The sequence below is a fragment of the Paenibacillus gorillae genome (genome assembly GCF_000513275.1).
GTDB classification, from domain to species: Bacteria; Bacillota; Bacilli; order Paenibacillales; family Paenibacillaceae; genus Pristimantibacillus; species Pristimantibacillus gorillae.
In genome coordinates this window covers 1-20,684 of the sequence record NZ_CBVJ010000114.1, presented here as the reverse complement: position 1 = coordinate 20,684, position 20,684 = coordinate 1, and the positions used below count along the sequence as shown (strand labels likewise).

Here is a 20,684-nt window from a genome sequence, read left to right as displayed (position 1 = left end):
ATCTTTTAAAATTAGATTACGCTTAATTTCCGGCATTGCTGGAAAGCGGGGGAACCAAATGCAAGTGGGGCGAATAGGTTTTGATGTCAAGCATCAGCCTTAGGGTACCATCTACCCGAGTCCGTCAGCTAACCTCGTCAGCAGTGGATGGGTCATCTAATGTATGAATACGAATGTTTATGACCCTTGCAAACCTTAGGATTGTAAGGGTCTTTTTGTGTTTTTATCGACCCCCGCTGGTGAAGCGTGCACCACAAATTCTTTTTTAAGGAGGAGTTTGTATGCCGCAACCCCAATATTCGGTTACTTTGAACAACGGCAATCCGGTCTTGCTGGATGGAGATTCGCAGCTTGCAGAGCTGGTTGAAGCCATCGGCAGGGGGGAGTTTCCGGACAATACCCGCATTCAAGTGACCACGCAATTCCATCGTCCTAGCGATCTGACACCGGAGGCACGCGTCAGCCTGGAAGCACTTCATCAGGCCGGCGTCATTCTAGTCAATCACACCCCTATTCTGAAAGGCATCAATGACGACCCGTTTCTATTGGCGCATATGCTCAATCAACTGGCCTGGATCGGCGTATCGCCGGCTCTGGTGTTTATTCAGCATCCCGAAAGCGGCGACAGAGAGGCTTCCGTTCGTTTGAAACGCGCCTTTCAAGTCGTGGAAGGAGCGAAAGCGCTCATCTCCGCTGGCGGAAGCCCGCTAAAGCTCGTTATGTATCATAGCTCCGGCAAGATCGAGATTGTGTCGATTGACAATGGCAAAGCTTATTTGAAGTATCATCATTCGAAGTACGGCCGCGAGGGGCATTTCATGATGCTGGATTGTCCGGATGACGCCATATGGTTCGATGAACTGCCGGGCAGCGAGCCTTATGGCAGGGTAGGGGATGGAGCCGCTTTCATGTAAAACGTCGATTTACAGCGGGATTAGGCTGCGTTATGATGGTCTTTAGCTGGTAAGCGGGGTACGCTTTCCAAATTCATAACGAAAGTCGAAGGGATTTTACAGCATGCGTGAGTCCTTATGGACGAAAAACTTCATTTTATTGTCTCTATCCAATTTATTTCTATTTATGGCGATCGAAATGCTGCTGCCTACTTTGCCTATATTTGCGGCGGACCAAGGCAGCACTGAGTCGCAAATCGGCTTGATACTGGGCTTCTTTACGTTTGCCGCCGTTCTATCCCGTCCATTGACAGGGGCGGGGATGAAGCGGCTGGGTAAAAAAGGGCTGCTGCTCGTTGGCGTCATTATTTGCTTGATCGGAATGGCCAGCTATTATGTCGCAGGCACGTTATCCGTCCTGCTTCTGCTCCGTGTTGTGCACGGCATTGGCTTTGGGCTTGCGACCACGATGTTTGGCACCGTCGTATCTGATGTCATCCCGGCTTCCCGCCGAGGGGAAGGGATGGGCTTTTTTGCGACAGGTAATGCGATTTCCTTCTCATTAGGTCCGTTTCTTGGCATTTGGCTGCTGGACCATTACAGCTACGGCGGATTGTTTGGCTTCGGCGTTGTCATCTTGCTGCTGTCGCTATTCTTTACCTTATTCGTCCGGCTGTCACCCGAGGGACAGGCACAAATCAAGGCTGCCGCTAAGGAGCGCGAGGCTGAAGCGGCGATACGAGAGACGGCGGCTGCCCGCGAAGTGTCGTGGGTGCATGGCGTTGTCGAGCGGAAAGCTTTGTTCCCGTCTGTGCTTGGCATGATGGTAGGCTTCGCATTTGGCGGGTTGCTCAGCTTTATTACGCTGTTTGGTATTGAGAAGGGACTAGCCAATATCGGTTATTTCTTCCTTGTCGTGGCAATCAGCGAGGTACTGATCCGGTTCGTCAGCGGTCCGTTGTTTGACCGGAAAGGCCGATTCTGGGTGTTATTCCCTTCAGCCATACTGTGTGTGATTGGTTGTGTATTGCTGTATAAGACGGAGACGACTGCGATGCTGCTTCTGGCAGCCGTGTTCTATGGATTAGGATTTGGAGCTTTATTCCCGGCCTTGCAGGCATGGGTCATTAACAGAGTGGAGCCGGAACGGCGTGGCGTCGCTACGGCTACCTACTATAATCTGTTTGATATCGGTATCGGCTCCGGCGCCATCCTCTTAGGCTTTGCGGCGATGTGGACCAATTACGCAACGATGTTTCTTTTCTCAGGACTGTTTTTCGTTGTGTATCTGGTTTTGTATCTGGTGTACGAGCGGAAGCACGGCATCCGGGGAAGAGAGCAGAGCAAACAAGCAGCGTAATGCTAATAAGAAATGGCGGTACAAGGGTGATCTTATCCTTGTACCGCCATTTCTGGCTTTTGTCCCTAGCTGCCATTTAATGTTCCTGATGAGGTCAAAATGCAAATGTGCATTTTGATAAGCCTCAAAACCCTTAGAATCGCTATCAAAATGTAAAAGTACATTTGAAATCGGACAATTTCCCCTAATTCCAGCTTATTAGAGCAAACAACCTGCACATTTGCAGTTTGATGACTTAAATTGGCGAAACCCGGCAGACAGCCTGCACTTTTACATTTTGATCCGGAAAGTTTCAAATTCCCGCATCCAATCCATCAGGGAAAAAAGGCGTCCCGCCGTCAATTCTGACTTTGGGGACGCCTTTTTGATTTATGCTCAGCCCCGATAAGTTAAGCTGACAGCTTAATTTTTTGCCCCGGGTAGATGAGATTCGGGTTAGCAATGCCGTTGAGGTCGCGAAGCTGCTGCCAAGTCGTTCCGTGTACTTTGGCAATCGACCAGAGCGTGTCGCCCTTCTTAACGGTATATGAAGCGGGCTCCGGTTTAGCCGCAGGTTTCGTTTCTGGCTTAGGCTCAGGTTTCACCTCCGGCTCTGCACTCGTTGCAGGTTCCGGCTCGGTCGCAACAGGCGGAACTTCTGATGCGACGGTGGCAGCGGCAGTAATACGCCCCTCAACCTTCGGAAGCGTGCCCTCCAGCTTCTCAATGTAGGCAATGAGTGCCTCATCAAGCGAGCCATACATCCCAGCTTGCGGAGAGCTGCTGAACATGGCATATTCGTCTCCGCCCGCAGCTATGAAATCATTCGTTGCCAACACATATTGCTTCTTAGCGTCAAGCGGCTTGCCGCCTATGTTTACGGAATGAATGCGTTCGCCCGCCGGTTTAGCTGCATCAATCTTAAATGCAATGCCGGACACTTGCGGGAATGCGCCTTTCGGATTGGGGTAATCGGAAACGCCATTTTCAAGCGCGGCCTTTAAGTTGGCTCCAGAGACCTTCAACGTTACGATTTGGTTGCCGAATGGCAGTACCGTGATGACGTCTCCTTTCGTAATGACGCCTTCATCTATGGAAGCTCGAATGCCGCCGCCGTTCATCAGACTGGCGTCAGCTCCGGCTGCATCACGAATCGCATCAGCGATCAGGTTGCCCAGATTCGTCTCACTCGCCCGCACAAGCTCACGGGTACCCTCCAGCTTGACGGCCGCCTTGCCGACCTCCTGTGACAGAATGGCTTCCTGGCTTTTCTGAATATCTGCAACGAGCGCCGCCACTTCGGCATTAGGCTTAATAGCCGCAGCTTGTTTCTGATCGATGAGTGCAGCTTGCTTCTTGACCAATTTGCCGTTATCGAACCATAGATCGACTACACCTAAATATTTCGTATATTCTCCTGCGCTGGCTAGGAGAGTTCCGTTGCCTGCCACAAGGCCGTCCTTCAGCACCGTATGGCTGTGACCATCTATAAATACGTCAATGCCGGGCACCTCTTTCAACAGCTTCAGGCTGGTGTCTTCACTTGCTGCATCTTGTCCAAGATGACCTACGGCAACGATGATGTCCGTCTTATCCTTCAGCTCATCCACCATCGCTTGCGCTTCCTTCGCGGGGTTCGTGAAGGATAGCCCTTTCACATTATTGGGATGTGTTTTATATGCTGTCTCCGGCGTCGTCAAACCGAATATGCCGATTTTTACTCCGTCAACTTCTTTAATGACGTAAGGCTTGTACAAGAGTGTCTGGTCTTTGGTTACGCGGGTATTCGCGCTAAGCAGCGGATAAGTCATTACGTTCTCAAGCTCCAGCAGCCGTTCATAACCGTAATTATATTCATGGTTGCCGGGTACTGCAGCATCATAGCCCATTTTGTTCATAATCTGCACGACGCTCTCTCCGGTCACCAAAGTAGCGAAGGTTGTCCCGTGCACGGCATCTCCGCCGTCAAGCAGAAGCGTATTGGGATTAGCTGCCCGGTAACTGTCGATGATGCCGCTGAGCTTGGCGAAGCCCATTTCACCGCTTGTGCTTTCAACCGCTCGGGCGTGCATATCATTCGTGTGCAGCAGAGTAATGTGCTTGCCCGCTGCGGTCGTTGCTGATTCGGCTGCAGTGACGGTGCCTGTCGAGGCTGCAATCATTGATACAGCCAACAAGGCGGAGCCTAACCATTTGAACCTCTTGAACATAGACCTCTCATCCCTCCATATCCTATATTTGACAACGAGTTCCCTATTCTACGTTTGCAGATGAATTCCTGTTTAGCATTCTTTAATTTTCTGAAAATTAAAACTTAAGACATACTATAAGAGGACATCCCGCTTAGTCCGTCTTATTGCTCTAGGCGTATACGGTTGATTATAATGGGGGAAATAACAAGGAGGGCGATCCATCATGAGTGAAGGACATCACTTGACGGCCGCAGATATTGCGGCGGCAATCGATCATACCGTGCTAAAGGCAGATGCGGCAAAGGCCGAGATCGTACAGCTTTGCGAAGAAGCAAAGCATCATGGTTTTGCGACGGTGTGCATCAATCCGGGCTGGGTGAAGCTGGTATCGGAGCTGCTGGCTGATTCGAAGGTGGGTGTAACGACAGTTATCGGTTTCCCGCTGGGGGCGACAACTACGTTCGCGAAAGCAGCGGAGACGCGGGATGCGATCGCAAATGGCGCAACCGAGGTCGATATGGTGCTGAACATCGGACTGCTCAAATCCGGCGATGACGAGGGAGTCCAAGGAGATGTAGCAGGTGTCGTTGCTGCTGCTAACGGACAAGCAGTCGTCAAAGTGATCTTGGAGACAGGGTTGCTGACAGACGAGGAGAAAGTACGGGCATGCTTGATCTGTAAGGAAGCTGGGGCGGATTATGTGAAGACATCAACAGGCTTTGGCAAAGGCGGAGCTACTGCTGCGGATATTTCGCTAATGCGCCGTACCGTTGGCCCTGAGATGGGTGTGAAAGCATCCGGGGGAGTTCGAGATCAGGCGACAGCTCGGCTGATGCTGGCTTCGGGCGCGACGCGGATCGGTGCCAGTGCCAGCGTAGCAATCGTATCCGGAGGAGTAGGAGAGGGCTACTAGCAGCTGCCCGAAGGTGCAGATGTTGGGGGATTGACCCTGTTTTTGAATGGCGTTATGATGAATGAAGGAACCGTCCGGCTCTGTGGAGCCGGTTTTTTTATTGCCTTGAGGCTATTTTTACGATAGAGGACGAACTGTCTGCGTGGCCGAATTTCAGGTTCAGCGCTTTGCACAGATTCATATAGATCGGTAATTTATAGGATAAGAAGAGGTGAAGTATGCTTCAAAAAGCTTCCTGGCGCGAGCAGTGGATGACTGATGTCCGCGTGAATGTGCTGGCGGGCATGACGGCGACACTGGCGCTAGTGCCGGATTCGCTCGCATTTTCTTTTATGGCGGGTGTTCCGCCTGTTGTCGGCATTTATGCGACGATTTGCATTTTGCTCGTCGTAACGTTTATGGGGGGCCGTCCCGGCATGGTATCCGCAGCAGCCGGCTCGATGGCGGTACTGATGCTCTCGCTCGTACATGAGCACGGCATCCAGTATTTGTTTGCAGCTACGGTATTGACGGGCGTTATCCAGTTTCTGATGGGCGTATTCAAGCTCGGCAAGCTTATGCGCTTCGTCCCGCAAGGGGTGTTGACCGGATTTATTAATGCGCTGGCTATTATGATTTTTATGTCCCAGCTCAGGTACTTTCAAGGTGAATCCTGGCTCATGTACGCCTTGGTCGGCCTCACTCTTGCCATTATTTATTGGCTGCCGCGTTATTTCAAGGCGGTTCCATCGCCGCTTGTTGCCGTCGCTCTGTTGAGCGTTGGAGTATGGGCGCTGGGACTTGGCGATGTAACCCGCATCGGCGAGATCGCAGCGATTGACGCTTCGCTGCCGTCCTTCTTCCTGCCGGATATTCCGTTCAGCTGGGATACGCTCGCGATAATTGCACCTTATTCCTTGTCGTTGGCCGTGGTGGGTTATACCGAAACGATGCTGACGCATAATCTGCTCGATGAGATGACTGGAGAGCGGACCGATAAAAATCCGGGAGATGCGCGGTCAAGGCATTGCGAATATCGTTGCCGGCTTTTTCGGAGGAATGGCGGGCTGCGCGCTCGTCGCAGAGTCGGTGCTTAATGTGAAAATGGGCGGGAAACGCAGGCTGTCAACGCTTGTCGCGGCGCTTTTTCTGCTGCTGCTGACCGTTCTGCTCGGCGATGTATTGGCGATGATTCCGATGGCAGCGCTCGTTGGCATTATGCTGATGGTTTGCGTATCGATTTTCGACTGGTCATCAGTGTTTAAGATGAAGAAGCTTCCTGCGGGAGAGACGTTCATCATGCTGTCGACGGTTGCCGCCGTACTGCTTACGCATGATTTGGCAATCGGGGTAGGTGTAGGGGTGTTGTTCAGCTTCATCGGTTTTGCGATCAAAGCATCGAGAGTGCAGATCGACAGCGAGTGGAACGGAACGCGAAGAACGTACCGTGTTCAAGGGCAGCTGTTCTTCGCATCCGCCTCCGAGCTGGAGGAACAGATTGAAACACAATGCGAGGCCGAGGAAATTCACCTCGACCTCACGGGAACCAAAGTATGGGATCATACGGCAAACCTTGCTGTCAAACGAACGGTGGAGAGACTTAGAGATAACGGAAAGCAAGTAACCGTGCTTCGCGCCTCCGCCGATCAGGCTGCGGTTTAACGCTGGCAGCTAATGGTAAGGTTAGCGTCCAGCGTGCCGTTAGGCTCGAGCATAACAAGCTCTTCCTGACGGTTCAGCTCGCTGTTCATTGCCATCCATGGCTCTACGCATACGAATGGCTTGCCGTTAACCGACCATAGCACCATATATTTGAAAATATCGCTATAGGACAGGCGTACCGTTGCGCCGCCAGCGACCGGGAAGGAGATTTCACTCTTTTTCGTATCCAGCAGCGTCACGGATTCTACAAGACCTTCCAAATCAAATACGCCTTCAAACGGCTTTTCTATCATATCGTTGTAATCCAGATAACGGGTTGCATCGGTATGGTAGGAAAGCTTTTTGCTGTCTACATTGAAGTAAGGGTGGAAGCCGGCGTAGAAAGGCATAGCCTGATCCGCAGTCAAGTTGCGGTACTGCTGGCGGGTATGCAGCTCGCCGTCCTTCAGAGCGTAGGTGAATATGAGCTCGAAGTCGAACGGGAAGGATTGCTTGGTCGTCTCGTCACTTCGGAGCAGCAGTGTGATGGAAGCCTCGCCCTCCGTATTCGTTCCGACTACTTCCCACGCTGCCGTTCTTGCTACGCCGTGATTCGCCATTTCGTAGGTTTGTCCGTTCCAGGTATAAGAGCGGTTCTCCAGCTGGCCGCTGATCGGGAATAGAATCGGGTTGCCTCCGCGAATATTCGCCGTCTTGTTCTCGAATGTTTCCCGGTCCAGATAGAATAGCTCCAGTCCATGCAGCTGGCAGCCGATCACGATGCCGCCTCTCTCCGGGCAGACTTGAACGCGGGAATCTGTACCCGGTTCCGTTAATTCGTAAATCGTATACGTTTCCTCGCGGCTGGTGACTTGATATTGACTCATAATCGCTTGTAACCTCCATTATGTAGATCGTTCCTAATATGCATCGTATTCAATCATAGCATAATAATCAAGCGTCCCGCTTATGGGGGATGAAAAGAAGGCGAACGAGCTGAGAGCCAGCCGTTCGCCTTCTTTTTAAAATTATTTCGCAGCCGGTGCCGGCGCCTTTTCTTTTTCAAGCGTATTTTCGATTTTAGCTTTGCTGTGCAGCTCTTCCATCCAAGTAGCGGAGAGCTCTTGAATTTTCTGATCAATCAGCTGTTTGCGAACGTCTTCCTTCTTCTCTTCGAAAGTCGGGTTCGTCGCTGCTTTAACTTCCGTCTTTTTGATGATATGGAAGCCAGCCGACGTCTGAATGACATCGCTTAATTCGTTGACGTCAAGCGCAAATGCCGCTTTGTCAAACGCTTCGTCCCCTGAACCGCTGCTCTTGCTGATAAAGCCTAGGTCGCCTCCGTTTGGACCGGATTGCGTATCCGTCGATTTTTCCGCTGCAAGCTTAGCGAAATCGCCGCCGTCCTTCAACTGCTTGAGGACATCGGCTGCTTCTTCTTTCGTTCCAAGCATAATATGAGAAACGCGGACTTGCTCTGGCGTAGCATAGGATGCTTTATTCTCGTCGTAGAACTTTTTCACGTCATCATCGGTTACTTTTGTTTGCGGCTCCAAAATTTTACGGATTTTGAGCTGCATTCCTGCATCCTCGCGAAGATCTTCCATCGTCATGCCGTTTTGCGTCAGCGCAGAATTCAAAGCTTCTGCCGAGCCGAATTGCTTAATCAGCGAATCGATTTCGCCAGTTACGTCCTCGTCCGTGATTTTAACGCTTGCTTTGTCGGCTGCTTGATCGATCAGCTCTTTCGTGATCAAGCCGTCCAGCGTAGAAGCGCCGCCTTGCGGAAGCAATGCATGATAAAGCTTGTCCTGCGTAATTTTAACGCCGTTAACCGTTGCGACCGCTTTGCCGCTTCCGGTGAACGGAGGCTTAATCAATACGATAACGAGCACAATTGCAAGCACGGCTGATATGGCAATCCATGCTTTGCTTCCGCCGCTGGACGGGGCAGGGGCTTGTTCAATAGCCGGTACAGCGAGTGCGGAAGCTGCTGCTTGCTCTCCTTCCACGGTATCGATTTCTTCGTTCACTTCGTCGTGAGCCGTTGCGTTTGGATCCGATTCTTCTTGTTGAATCGTCTGTTCCTCAGTCGCTTCTGGCTGCTCTTCCGTCGCAGCATTTTTTTGTTCTTCGTCTCTAGGCTGCTGCGGATCTTTGTTTTCCATTTTTTATGAGCTCCCTTCAATAATACGGTGCTAATTTGCAATCTTCACCTACTATAACAAAACAATTTACAAAAAACCTTAATCTAAAATAAAAAAATGTTGCATCCTAACCGATTTCGTATGATTGTATAGGTATAGAGCAGATGAAAAATTTAGTAAGCGCCCAGTTTGCCGCTGGAGCGGAGGGGAAATATGTTCGCATTAACTGGAGATTATAACGGCTGGATCGTTGCGTTGTCTTTTATTATTTCTATTTTGGCTTCCTACTCGTCTTTGAATTTGGTTTATAAAATATCTCACTCTCGCGGCAAAGCCCAGCAGGGCTGGATGGCGGCCAGCGCTTTTGTCATGGGCAGTGGCATATGGACGATGCATTTCATCGGCATGATCGCTTTCCATGTCGGTGTGCCGATGACCTATAATATTCCGATTACGCTAGTCTCTATCGTTGCAGCGATTTTGGCATCCTACTTTGCGTTTTTATTCTCGCTGACGAAGAACAACAGCCGATCGCGGCTGGCTTTAGGCGGGACCATTATGGGCGCCGGCATCGTAACGATGCATTACACGGGCATGGCTTCGATGCAATCATCAACCGTATCGATAACTTATAATTATTACCTATGGGGTCTTTCTGCCGTTATTGCTGTACTGGTATCCTGCGCGGCCCTTTATTTATTCCATAAATTCCGGAACTCATCCCGCGCCGGTCTGTCCAAATGGTCTGCGGCAGCTCTGATGGGCGTAGCGGTCTGCGGCATGCATTATACGGGGATGGCTGCTGCTTCGTTCTGGTGCGGCAATCCTGAGATTGTTGCGCAGTCGGCTCCCGTCAATTTATTTCTGCTGCTTGGCGTCACCTTTACAACTTTGGCGATAATGATTGTTACCTGGGGAGCTATTCATTTCGATCGTACCGTTCTGGAGCGGATGGCCTACAGCGATTCATTGACCGGTCTTTCGAACCGGCATGCCTTAAGCCGCTACTTCGAGGATGAATTAGAGAATGCCTCGTTTACGCTGTTTTTCCTCGATTTGGACCGTTTCAAAGTCATTAATGACACCTTGGGCCATGACATCGGTGATCTGCTGGTGCAAGAGGCTGCCTCACGACTTCAGATCTTCAGTGACCAACAATCGGAAATATTCCGTCTGGGCGGCGACGAGTTTCTGCTTATTATTAAGGGCATTGACGCCGTTGAAGCCACCAGTATTGCTTCCTCCATATTAGAGCATATCCGCAAGCCCTATTATCTGGAGGGCAATGAGCTCTACATTACCGGCAGCATCGGCATCAGCAGCTCGCCGGAGCACGGGACGGACCGGTCCAAGCTGCTGATCGCAGCCGATACTGCCATGTATCAAGCAAAGCGGCAGGGGAAAAATCAATATTTTGTCTATAACATGGAATTGGATAGAATGGCTTCCCGCAGAATGGAGCTGGAGAAGGACATGCAGCTTGCTCTGGCTAAAGGGCAGTTCGTAAACTACTATCAGCCCAAGTGGAATTCCGATACGAACTATCCGACCGGATTTGAAGCGCTGCTTCGCTGGAAGCATCCTGCTTATGGAATTATCTCGCCAGATGAATTTATTCCGATTGCAGAAGAGACGGGTATGATCGTATCTATGACACGATGGGTGCTGGAACAGGCATGCAAAGATTGCGTCCAGTGGAATCAGCATGAGCCTGAGCCGCTCACCGTGTCGGTGAATCTTTCAGTTAAAGTATTTGACAGTAAAAATCTGATGGATATGGTCCTGTTTGCACTGGAGCGCTCTACGCTGCCCGCACATCTGCTGGAGCTGGAAATTACGGAGACGATCGTCATGAACAATGTAATAGACGTCGTCAATCAGCTGAAGCCGCTGCAGGATATGGGGATTACGATATCGATGGATGATTTCGGTTCCGGCTATTCCTCGCTCGGAAGCCTTGATCTCATTCCTTTTCATACATTGAAGATCGATAAGCTGTTTATGCAGCATAGCCATTCTCCTGCCAAGCGGGCTGTCGTCAATACAATCATTACGCTTGCCAGCCAGCTTAATCTGCAAGTGGTGGCGGAAGGGGTGGAGACCGAGCAGCAGCTTGATTTCTTGAAGGCTTCCGGCTGCCAGGTAATGCAGGGCTTTTATTTCAGCAAGCCGATGCCAAGAGATCAACTGGATGAATGGATGGCGGCGCTGAATCGTGCTCAGATACAAGGGATCTCGTAATCATATTAAAGGGGGAGGTTTTGGTCTTGCGCGTCACACCTCGGGTTTATGGCTGGTTTGCATTGTCTATGGCATTGCCGCTGGCCATCTACATCGTTTTGCGGAGCACGTCTCCGCTGGATGCCGACATTCACTCTCCACATGGACATTTCTACATAGTCAGCATCGTTTCCCTATTTGCCCTAATTGTTGCGGTAGCGATCGGGTTTGCCGCTATTCGGATTCGCAATTTGAAAATCAGCTTCTTGTCGCTTGCTTATGTCTCGCTTGCCGCTTTGTTTACGGTACACGGCATGTCGACGCCTGGCTTGCTGAGCTATCATAGCAGCATATCCGGAACGGCTGCCCAGATCAGCATTCTGCTTGCTGTTCTCTGGCTGTGGCTATCCTCGATGTCCTCCGATCGCTTTGTCATCCGCTGGCTGTCCCGCTGGCAGCGCTGGCTCGTTCCGGTATGGTCGGCTGCGCTTGTGGCGCTCTGCCTGCTCTTATGGTACGTGCCTCAAGTAACCGAATGGCTGCATCTGAAAGAAAACCCGATGCGCTGGATTGCTACGGGCATCATTGTTGCCCTGAACTTATGGACGATGCTGCGCTATTGGCAAACTTACACGTCTTCCCGTTTTCCGCTTCAACTGGCTATCGTGTACAGCGCCGGCTGGATGATTCTGGCGCAAATGATTATCGTCACGGGGGAATCGTGGAAGCTGAGCTGGTGGCTGTATCATATCTTGCTGCTGGCATCAGTCATTGGCATGTCGGCGGGCATTTTGCTGCAGTACAGAAGCACCGGCTCATTGACCTCCTCGATGCTGCTCTTGCTTCGCAGCAATCCGAAGGAATGGATTCAAGCTTATATGTCTCCGGCTATTAAGGAGCTTATCCGCGCGACGGAGAGCAGGGACGCTTATACAGCGGGCCATAACTACCGGGTTGCGATTTACGCTCTTAAGCTGGGAGAAGTAATGGGCTTATCCTCGAATCAGCTGCGGGCTATCGCCCAAGGGGGGATTGTCCATGATATCGGCAAGCTAAGCATTCCCGGCCATATTCTGAACAAGCCGGGCAAGCTTAATCTGGAGGAACGGGCCATTATTCAGGAGCACCCTCTGACCGGATACCATTTATGCCGGAGGCTGGGCTTCATGCAGGAGGAGCTGGCTGTTATCCGCTCTCATCACGAGCGCTGGGATGGCAGCGGCTACCCAAGCGGTCTAAGCGGCAATGGCATTCCGCTGCTCGCTAGAGTAATTGCCATTGCGGATGTCTATGATGCGCTCACTTCATCGCGTTCCTATCGCCAAGCGTTGTCTCACGATGAAGCGATGGAACACATTCGCGGGGAAAGCGGCAAGCATTTCGATCCATCCTGCGTCGAGTCGTTCTTGACCCTTGCCGAGGAGCAGCGGAATTTCTTCGATGAGACGATTCGATCGAGTCGGGAATTTCAGTTGAATTGGATTGACGGGACAGCACCCGCATAGCCCTTTACAAAAGCTTTTTTGACGGGAATGGCATTGGCGTTTCCGCTCGGTTACAATAGAGGAGTAGTCCATACATAGGAGGATGAACATCGATGGCTTATTTACCGGAGCAAAACCGTTATGAACAAATGAAGTACAATCGTGCGGGACGCAGCGGCTTGAAGCTGCCAGCTGTATCGTTAGGCTTGTGGCATAATTTCGGAGGAAATGACCGGTTGGAGAATGGCAGAGCTATGGTTCGCCGGGCGTTTGATTTGGGCATCACTCATTTCGATCTGGCTAACAACTATGGACCGCCGCCAGGTTCAGCCGAAGAAATGTTCGGACAAATCTTGCATCAGGATCTCGCGGCTTACCGCGATGAGCTTATTATATCAACTAAAGCCGGCTACTATATGTGGGAGGGACCTTACGGCGAGTGGGGCTCCCGCAAATATTTGGTTTCCAGCCTGGATCAAAGTCTGAAACGGATGAATCTGGAGTACGTCGACATTTTCTATCATCACCGTCCGGACCCTGATACTCCGCTTGAAGAAACGATGGCTGCCCTGGATCATATCGTACGGCAGGGCAAAGCGCTTTATGTCGGCCTCTCCAACTACAGCGCGGAGCAGACGGCCAAAGCGTCGGCGATCTTGAAGCAGCTTGGCACGCCTTGCCTCATTCATCAGCCGTCGTATTCGATGTTTAACCGCTGGATCGAGGACGGCTTGCAGGATGTGCTGGAGACGGACGGAATCGGATCCATCGTATTCTCGCCACTGGCTGGCGGGATGCTGACCAACCGTTACTTGAACGGTGTGCCAGCTGATTCCCGCGCAGGCGGCCCTAGCGTCTTCCTGAAATCGGATCAGATTACGGAAGACAAGCTGGCGAAAATCCGCAGTCTGAACGAGCTGGCTTCCGAACGCGGACAATCGCTTGCTCAAATGGCGCTGGCATGGGTGCTTCGCGGCGGCAAAGTAACGTCCGCATTGATCGGTGCAAGCCGTGTGGAACAAATCGACGACAACGTTGCGGCATTGAGCAGGCTGGACTTCTCGGCTGAAGAGCTGCATGCGATCGAAGAAATTCTTGCAAAATAATAATTTGGCGCTAAACGCTTGGATGGGGTGATTCCTGTTCAGGCGTTTTTTTTCGTGATATCGCCATCTGCGAGTTTTGGACGGTATAATACAAGAAATGACATCGCTCGGAAGGGGCAAGCTTGTTTGAATAAAATGTCGCTCAGAACTAAAGGGCTGCTGTTGATCGTGCTGATCTCCATCATTCCGCTACTGCTTGCAGGTGTCAGCAATTACATGACCGTACGCGAGCAAATGATCGATTCGGCGAAGGAGAAAACGATGAGCAGGCTGCAAAGCGGAGCGAGTCAGCTGGCTTCTTGGCTTGCCATCCGGCGAGCTGAGGTACTGGTCATGAGTCGGACCGATGTGGTCCGCTTCGGAACGGATGAGGAGCGTCTCCGCTATTTCAACCGTGAGCTGGTGCGATCCGGATTTACCTATCATGCGATTGGATTTGTTCATCCGAACGGTTTTGCGATCCGGACCAACGGACCGACGATCCCAATGGGCGGCCAGTCCTTTTTTCTGGACGCGATTGAAGGCAAAGTAACGGTAACCGACCCGATGATTCCATTTTTTTGAGACGGACAAGCAGTCATTTATCGTTGTTCCGGTGTATGGCGATCAGAACAAGATCATCGGTGTCGTCTATGCATCTATGCAGTTGTCGGTGCTCGAGCCCTACCTCCGTCTAGAAAAGCAGGAGACGGGCGTATTCCGAATGTTTAACCGTGCAGGTGAAATGATCTATTCGGCTGCTCCCGATGAAGAGCTGAATGAAACGATTGGATTCAAGGAGGCTATGGAAGCCAAGGCTAAGGCGGGGACGGGAGCTGCTCAGGAGGAGCAGTCGGGAACCTTCAAGCAGAAAAGGGGTACGCATAAACACATCGTCTTCTATGAGAAGGTGGATGCGGTAACCGGCTGGCGATTCTCGTTAGAAATGCCAAGCTCCAGCCTGAATGAAGGGCTGAACCGGGTGTTCTTGCAGACCTTCGCGACCATTGCGTTGGCAGAAATTGTCGTCGTCATTTTGTTTTTTATCTTTTTTGCAACGATCGTCCGCCGTCTCGAGGGTATTCTTGCTGTAACTGAGCAAGCGGCAGACGGCAGGTTTGACGCCGAGCATTTGAACGAGCTGCCCAGCGATGAGGTGGGCAAGCTTGCAGCATCCGTTAATGGCATGATGGTGCACTTGAAGGATATGTTCGAGCAGCTTGGCGCGATTATTAACCAGAACCAGTATGCGTTTATCGTGCTGGATGAGCATTACCGCATTTCCTACATGAATACGGCTGCCGAGCATTTAATCGGCTATAAGCTGGAGGAGGTGCGCGGTCATGCGACGCCGCTGCTATTCATCGATCCGGAGGAGATTCGCGAGGAAGCAGAGCTATTGTCCGACCGTCTAGGGAGAACGGTAGTGCCGGGACTGGAGCTGTTCCATGAGCTGCGGATGGAAAACTTCTCCTACGAGCGGGAATGGACTTTCATACATAGAAGCGGCACTAGAATTCCGGTGCGCCACAGCAGCAACGGGCTGCGTGACCATAACGGCAAATTTACAGGGACTGTGGGTATGGCCTATGATATTTCGGAACATTTGCAGATGGAAAAAATGCAGAACCGGCTCCTCGACATCGTTGGTTCCGCGCAGGATTTGATCGCCTCTGTTGATCATAGAGGACGCATTATTTATATGAATACGGCTGGCAAGGAAATGCTGGCGCTGGATGCTTCGGCGAAATATACGACATTGAAGCGTCATATGGAACCGCCCGTATACAAAGAGCTGATTAACGGGGCTAGAGTAGCGGAGCGCCAAGGCTTCTGGGAGGGCAACGCGGAGTTAATCACCTGCGAGGGCAAAAAAATATTTGTCTCCATGGTCGTCGTCGCGCACGCCAACAGCCGGACGGGTGAATTATTCTATTCTTGTATTGCGCGTGATGTATCCGAGCAGCAGCGCATTCAGGAGGAATTGATCCGGGCTACACAAGAAGCGGAGGAAGCGAATACGGCGAAGAGCAGCTTCCTTGCGCTGATGAGCCATGAGATCCGTACGCCGCTCAACGGTATTATTGGCTTGGCGCAGCTCATGCGCCGAACGGGTCTTTCGGCTTCGCAGAAGGATTACATGGATAAGATCAATACGTCCTCCGACACCTTGCTGCGCATCATTAACGATATTCTCGATTTCTCCAAAATCGAAGCGGGCAAAGTCGAACCAGAACGGCTGGCGTTTAAGCCGGAGGAGCTGCTTCACCGGCTGGCCGATCAGCTCAGCATCTTTATGGGGGGCAAAGAGCAATTTGAATTTATACTGGATTCGCCTAAGGAGCTGCCGATTACGCTTGTTGGCGATCCGCTGCGCTTGGAGCAAATTCTGCTCAACCTCTGCATGAATGCGATTAAGTTTACGTCGCAAGGCAGAGTAATGCTGAGGCTGACAGTTCTGGATCAGCAGCAGGACAGTCTGAAGCTGCGCTTCATGGTAGAGGATACCGGCATCGGCATGTCGCAGGAGCAGGTGGACAAGCTGTTTGTGCCGTTTACGCAAGCTGACAGCTCCACGACACGTAAGTTTGGCGGCACTGGCCTGGGTCTCGTCATCTCCAATGCTTTCGTCGAGATGATGGGCGGCAAGCTACAGGTTGAGAGCGAATTTGGCTCTGGCAGCCGCTTTCAATTCGAGCTTCGATTCGCACTGCTTCAGAACTCTGCACCCGTGAATTATTCCATTGAAGGTACTGAGCAGCAGACGATCTGGATCGTTGAGGATAATGATGAAATGCGGCTGCACTGGTATAAAGTGGTCGATTCCTTCGGACTGACGCCTGTGCCGTTCTATTCCTGGAAATCGGCCAGGGCGCGGTTGAAGCGGGTGAAGGCGGCGGAGAGGCCGAAGCTGATTATGCTTGATATGGAGATGCCGGATATGTACGGCGCGGAGACGTGGCTGGCCTTCCACAAGGAAGCGGAGGCGGCTGGCGTTCAGACCGCCGTATTTACGACTTCCTTCGGAAGGGATGAACTCCTTCAGATGCCGGAATCGGAACGGCCGTCAGCGCTGCTGACGAAGCCCGTCACCCGGCAAGCAATGTACACGGCGCTTAGCCGGCTGATGATCGATTCCTCTAGTAGGGAGAAGCGGAAGTTTGCGGATCGGGAACTGAAAGAAGCCGCCATACAGGCCGCCTCTTCTATGGTAGCAGGGCCGGCAAGCGGCGTTCGTATTTTGCTGGCGGAGGATAATGCCATCAACCAGATGGTGGCTCAGGAAATGCTGAAGGCCTACGGGTTTGAGGTTGGCGTTGCCGAGAACGGCAAAGAAGCGCTTCAGATGCTGGAGCAGGAAGAATGGCAGCTTATCCTGATGGATATTCACATGCCGGAAATGGATGGTATGGAAGCAACGCGGCTCATTCGCGACAATATTCTTTACCGGCACATCCCGATTATTGCAGTGACTGCCAACACGCTGCGTTCCGATCATGAAACGTACATGCGGCTAGGCATGAACGGAGTTGTCACGAAGCCAATTCATGCAGAGCAGCTGTATTCCGCGATTGCCTTGTCGCTTCATCTGCCGCTTGCCGGCTCTTTGCCTGACAAGCTGTCGGGTGCCCCAGCCTTGACGGAGCATAACATACCGGCCGTCGAAGGGATTGATCTGGAGGCGGCGCTTGCGCGGGTGAATGGCAAGCAAATGATTTTGCTGCATATGCTGGATCAATTCGAGAGCGATTACTCTGATTTTATGGATAAGCTGGAGGCGAACCTGCAAAGCGGACAGCTTGGCACAGTTAAGCGGATGCTGCATACGTTGAAGGGCGCGTCGAGCCATTTGTCAGCTCATGCGATCGCTTGCGAGGCTGGGGCGCTCGAGGCGGTTGTGAAACGAGAACCGTTTGATGAGCCAAGCTGGAAGGAAGCTGCGGGGCGGCTTAGGAAGCGTCTTGACGAAACCATACTATCTTTGAAAAACAGAGTGTAGCAAATAATGTTTGCTAGTTCGACAAATATTCCTAACATTTTTCTAACAAACGATTGTCCCTCTGGGGTTGATATTGTATATTATGGATATAATATCGAATTCGACAGAAATCTCCAATCCCAATGAGGGGTGGCGCCAGTGTATAAAGTTTTAGTCATAGAAGATGACGTCATGATGAGTGATATGCTGTCTATGTATTTGTCGGAGGAAGGCTACTTGGTGAAGCAAGCGGGACTTGCGGAGGAAGGGCTGCGGACGGCGAATGAATTTGAGCCCGATATCGTGCTGCTGGATTTAATGCTGCCGGATCGGGACGGCATGGAAGTGTGCAGTACGCTCCGAGAACGGTCTCATGTACCAATTATGATCTTGTCTATGAAGAGTGAAGTGTCAGAACGCGTGCTGGCTTTGAAGGCCGGAGCGGATGACTATATGTGCAAGCCCTTTAGCATGCATGAGATGACGGCAAGGGTGGAAGCATTAATTCGCCGTTCCCATATCACCGCACCGGAACCGGAGGCGGAAGCAGAAGCGGAAGAGGCTCTTCCAGTGTTGAACGGCTTGCCGATTCAACTGGATTTGGAACGCCGTTTGCTGCTCGTAAGAGGCAAACTGGTGGAGACAACTTTTTCTGAGTACGAGATGATGAAGCTGTTTCTTGCCCATCCGGGCAAAGTATTCAGCCGTGAGGAGCTGATCAACGCGATAAGGGGATTCGACTCCTTTGTCACGGATCGGGCGATTGACGTTCATATCGTAAATTTGCGGAAAAAGATTGAGCATAATCCGAAGGAACCGCGTTTGATCCGTACCGTATGGGGATTCGGCTATAAGTATACGGCTGACTATTCGGAAGCTGGAAGAAACGCAGGAGTCGCTGATTAGACAGGTATTCACCGTGACGAAGGAAGGCCGCCTTGCTTGCGCAGGGCGGTCTTCTTTATTTATGTTAGGCAGAAGTTGCTCCTATTAGCATCTTGACAGATGAATCTAACATTCTTCTAAACAACCATCCTAAATTTTTCTAATACTTATATGGGATGATAGCACTAATTATTGAGGGTAAAGGATGGTGTCAAACAGGTGCAAGCAGTCATCGAAACTCCGGCCCGTGCGCAAGCGTTCGCCCAGTTGGAACTGGCGCTTTATCAGGCCCGCGCATCCGGAAAACGGCTCGTTGTTGCTGTCATTCATCTGGATTGGTTTTATCGCATAAATGAGACAAAGGGCATGGCATATGGAAGTGAAATGATTCGGGCGGTAGCCGAACGACTGGCTGCTGGAGGACAAAAGGCTGCCGGGACTGGTCCGGAGCAAGGGGCTCATGCTGCCGGTGTATCGGCAGATCGCAGGCAGAAGGAAGAGGCCTCCGCCCGTTTGGGCAGCGGCCGTACAGCAGTGCGCGAGGTTGACAGCGAAGTCGCAGCATCGCATCTTTCACGGGGAGCTGTACGAGGGGCCGAAATGCTGGCTTGCCAGATCGGTGAGAATGATTTTCTGCTCGTGCAAGAGCTGGACCGAAACCAGCCGGACGGCGGTCTGGCTGTCGAGGCCATGAAATATGCCGTGGAATCGGCATGCGAGCTTGAAGGTGTAGAGTCACGCCTTACAGCCAGTGTGGGAGCGAGCATATACCCGAATGACGGCCGAACGAGCGAGCAGCTGCTTAGCCGGGCAGAGACAGCTCTGTCTAGAGCAAAAGCGCAGGGCTGGGGGAAAATCTGCTTCTATTCGCTCGAAGATACGGAGCGGCTGAATCGCTGGGTCGCCATTGAAGCGTCGATGCGAACCGCGTTGTATGAGCGGCAATTTTCGTTAAGCTGCCAGCCGATCTACCGTATTTCGGACGGCAAGCTAAGAGGATTCGAAGCGCTGCTGCGATGGAATCATCCGGAGCTTGGCAGTGTACCGCCTTCCGAATTTTTACCAGTGGCTGAGCAGAACGGATGGATCGTACCAATTGGGGAGTGGGTGCTGCGGGAAGCATGCCAGATGCTCTCCAGCATGCAGATTTACGGTCTGGAGCAGCTGATCGTTACGGTTAACGTCAGCCCATTGCAGCTTAAGGACCCTGCATTCCCGAGCATGGTGGCGAATGTGCTCAATGACACGGGGCTTAGCCCCTCTTGTCTGGAGCTGGAGATCAAGGAAGACAAGCAAAACCCTAGCGATCAGCCGCTGGAAGTGCTGACGCAGCTTCGTGCTCAGGGCGTCCGCCTCGTCATCGATGAGTTCGGCACTGGCAGCTTCTCGCTGGCTAGCTTGAAGCAATTGCCTATTAACGGCTTGAAAATAAGCCCGGCTTTTACGCAGCATATCGACATGCCTTCAGCCGAGCGTCACATCGTAGAGATGGTCATTGCACTTGCTCACAAGCTAGGGCTGGAGATAACAGCCAGCGGTGTTGAATATATCGAGCAATACCGGCTGCTCCAGGAATGGGGCTGCGACTATGTTCAGGGCTTTATGCTCGGCAAGCCGATGAAGCCGGATGAATTGGACTTATCTTCGCTTAGACAATCATAAGGTGGATTGTAGGCGAAGGATGAACAGGCTAATGCTTGGGGGGGCTGCCGGGAAAGTTTCCGGCGGCCTCTTGTTGTTGGTGCATCAGCTTCGGGCTCGCTGCGTTTTGGTTCATGCTGCCGTTCTTGATTCCATTGTCTTTGTCGAAGACAATGGATAGAATCTGCAAAAGGTCATCCTAAACTCAAAACGCTCCGCTAACCCTAACCCTAACCCTAACCCTAACCCTAACCCTAACCCTAACCCTAACCCTAACCCTAACCCT

The 20,684-nt window shown here is 51.7% G+C and carries 15 protein-coding genes and 1 riboswitch; of the genes, 12 read left to right on the top strand and 3 right to left on the bottom strand.

Going from position 1 to position 20,684, the window contains the following annotated elements; genetic code table 11:
- Positions 1-9: 9 nt before the first annotated feature.
- Positions 10-158: riboswitch (cyclic di-AMP (ydaO/yuaA leader) on the top strand.
- A gap of 123 nt (positions 159-281) precedes the next feature.
- Together TY10_RS21820 and TY10_RS21815 are read left to right on the top strand one after the other, a co-directional pair.
- Positions 282-914 carry a hypothetical protein gene (locus tag TY10_RS21820; RefSeq protein WP_052350702.1) on the top strand — a complete coding sequence of 211 codons (633 nt, stop codon included), beginning with the start codon at positions 282-284 and terminating at the stop codon, positions 912-914.
- A gap of 103 nt (positions 915-1,017) precedes the next feature.
- Complete coding sequence (locus tag TY10_RS21815) at positions 1,018-2,253, top strand: MFS transporter (protein WP_042168232.1); 1,236 nt, start codon at positions 1,018-1,020, stop codon at positions 2,251-2,253.
- A gap of 389 nt (positions 2,254-2,642) precedes the next feature.
- Here the strand turns inward: TY10_RS21815 and TY10_RS21810 are convergent, their stop codons facing one another.
- A complete protein-coding gene (locus tag TY10_RS21810) occupies positions 2,643-4,442 on the bottom strand; it encodes a 5'-nucleotidase C-terminal domain-containing protein (RefSeq protein ID WP_052350701.1) in 1,800 nt (599 codons plus the stop codon).
- A gap of 205 nt (positions 4,443-4,647) precedes the next feature.
- Here TY10_RS21810 and deoC point away from each other — a divergent pair, with 205 nt between their 5' ends.
- The 3 genes from deoC to TY10_RS31775 all read left to right on the top strand — a co-directional run bounded on the left by deoC (position 4,648) and on the right by TY10_RS31775 (position 6,978).
- Entirely contained in the window at positions 4,648-5,337 is a 690-nt protein-coding gene (deoC, locus tag TY10_RS21805) for a deoxyribose-phosphate aldolase (RefSeq protein ID WP_042168229.1), read from the top strand.
- Positions 5,338-5,555: 218 nt separating this feature from the next.
- On the top strand, positions 5,556-6,413 hold the full coding sequence (locus TY10_RS31780) for a SulP family inorganic anion transporter (protein ID WP_238327879.1): 858 nt from the start codon (positions 5,556-5,558) through the stop codon (positions 6,411-6,413).
- Entirely contained in the window at positions 6,376-6,978 is a 603-nt protein-coding gene (locus tag TY10_RS31775) for a SulP family inorganic anion transporter (RefSeq protein WP_238327871.1), read from the top strand. Before TY10_RS31780 ends, TY10_RS31775 begins: the two co-directional genes overlap by 38 nt.
- On the opposite strand, the gene TY10_RS21795 is transcribed toward TY10_RS31775, so the two are convergent.
- Both TY10_RS21795 and TY10_RS21790 read right to left on the bottom strand, forming a co-directional pair.
- Complete coding sequence (locus TY10_RS21795; RefSeq protein WP_042168226.1) at positions 6,975-7,844, bottom strand: aldose epimerase family protein; 870 nt, start codon at positions 7,842-7,844, stop codon at positions 6,975-6,977. The two genes, TY10_RS31775 and TY10_RS21795, sit on opposite strands and share 4 nt — an antisense overlap.
- A 141-nt stretch (positions 7,845-7,985) precedes the next feature.
- On the bottom strand, positions 7,986-9,125 hold the full coding sequence (locus TY10_RS21790; protein ID WP_042168223.1) for a peptidyl-prolyl cis-trans isomerase: 1,140 nt from the start codon (positions 9,123-9,125) through the stop codon (positions 7,986-7,988).
- A gap of 192 nt (positions 9,126-9,317) precedes the next feature.
- On the opposite strand from TY10_RS21790, the gene TY10_RS21785 reads away from it, so the two are divergent.
- The 7 genes from TY10_RS21785 to TY10_RS21755 all read left to right on the top strand — a co-directional run bounded on the left by TY10_RS21785 (position 9,318) and on the right by TY10_RS21755 (position 20,419).
- A complete protein-coding gene (locus tag TY10_RS21785) occupies positions 9,318-11,345 on the top strand; it encodes a bifunctional diguanylate cyclase/phosphodiesterase (RefSeq protein WP_042168221.1) in 2,028 nt (675 codons plus the stop codon).
- Positions 11,346-11,371: 26 nt separating this feature from the next.
- Positions 11,372-12,829 (top strand): HD-GYP domain-containing protein, encoded by a 1,458-nt coding sequence (locus TY10_RS21780; RefSeq protein WP_238327870.1) that lies wholly within the window; start codon positions 11,372-11,374, stop codon positions 12,827-12,829.
- A gap of 92 nt (positions 12,830-12,921) precedes the next feature.
- Positions 12,922-13,914: an L-glyceraldehyde 3-phosphate reductase gene (gene mgrA, locus TY10_RS21775; RefSeq protein ID WP_042168219.1), complete on the top strand. Its 993-nt coding sequence runs from the start codon at positions 12,922-12,924 to the stop codon at positions 13,912-13,914.
- Between the two features lie 126 nt (positions 13,915-14,040).
- The gene (locus tag TY10_RS21770) at positions 14,041-14,478 is read left to right on the top strand and encodes a hypothetical protein (RefSeq protein WP_042168217.1); all 438 of its coding nucleotides are present in this window, start codon (positions 14,041-14,043) and stop codon (positions 14,476-14,478) included.
- 139 nt (positions 14,479-14,617) lie between these two features.
- The gene (locus TY10_RS29135) at positions 14,618-17,893 is read left to right on the top strand and encodes a response regulator (RefSeq protein ID WP_162160663.1); all 3,276 of its coding nucleotides are present in this window, start codon (positions 14,618-14,620) and stop codon (positions 17,891-17,893) included.
- A gap of 138 nt (positions 17,894-18,031) precedes the next feature.
- Positions 18,032-18,778 (top strand): response regulator transcription factor, encoded by a 747-nt coding sequence (locus TY10_RS21760; RefSeq protein WP_081735415.1) that lies wholly within the window; start codon positions 18,032-18,034, stop codon positions 18,776-18,778.
- A 198-nt stretch (positions 18,779-18,976) separates the two neighbouring features.
- Positions 18,977-20,419: a putative bifunctional diguanylate cyclase/phosphodiesterase gene (locus TY10_RS21755; RefSeq protein WP_042168214.1), complete on the top strand. Its 1,443-nt coding sequence runs from the start codon at positions 18,977-18,979 to the stop codon at positions 20,417-20,419.
- Positions 20,420-20,684: the final 265 nt, after the last annotated feature.

Excerpts from the sequence above, each read along its gene's own strand:
- TY10_RS21820 (WP_052350702.1), top strand. The coding sequence starts at position 282 with ATGCCGCAACCCCAATATTCGGTTACTTTGAACAACGGCAATCCGGTC.
- TY10_RS21815 (WP_042168232.1), top strand. The coding sequence starts at position 1,018 with ATGCGTGAGTCCTTATGGACGAAAAACTTCATTTTATTGTCTCTATCC.
- TY10_RS21810 (WP_052350701.1), bottom strand. The coding sequence starts at position 4,442 with ATGTTCAAGAGGTTCAAATGGTTAGGCTCCGCCTTGTTGGCTGTATCA.
- deoC (WP_042168229.1), top strand. The coding sequence starts at position 4,648 with ATGAGTGAAGGACATCACTTGACGGCCGCAGATATTGCGGCGGCAATC.
- TY10_RS31780 (WP_238327879.1), top strand. The coding sequence starts at position 5,556 with ATGCTTCAAAAAGCTTCCTGGCGCGAGCAGTGGATGACTGATGTCCGC.
- TY10_RS31775 (WP_238327871.1), top strand. The coding sequence starts at position 6,376 with ATGGCGGGCTGCGCGCTCGTCGCAGAGTCGGTGCTTAATGTGAAAATG.
- TY10_RS21795 (WP_042168226.1), bottom strand. The coding sequence starts at position 7,844 with ATGAGTCAATATCAAGTCACCAGCCGCGAGGAAACGTATACGATTTAC.
- TY10_RS21790 (WP_042168223.1), bottom strand. The coding sequence starts at position 9,125 with ATGGAAAACAAAGATCCGCAGCAGCCTAGAGACGAAGAACAAAAAAAT.
- TY10_RS21785 (WP_042168221.1), top strand. The coding sequence starts at position 9,318 with ATGTTCGCATTAACTGGAGATTATAACGGCTGGATCGTTGCGTTGTCT.
- mgrA (WP_042168219.1), top strand. The coding sequence starts at position 12,922 with ATGGCTTATTTACCGGAGCAAAACCGTTATGAACAAATGAAGTACAAT.
- TY10_RS29135 (WP_162160663.1), top strand. The coding sequence starts at position 14,618 with ATGTTTAACCGTGCAGGTGAAATGATCTATTCGGCTGCTCCCGATGAA.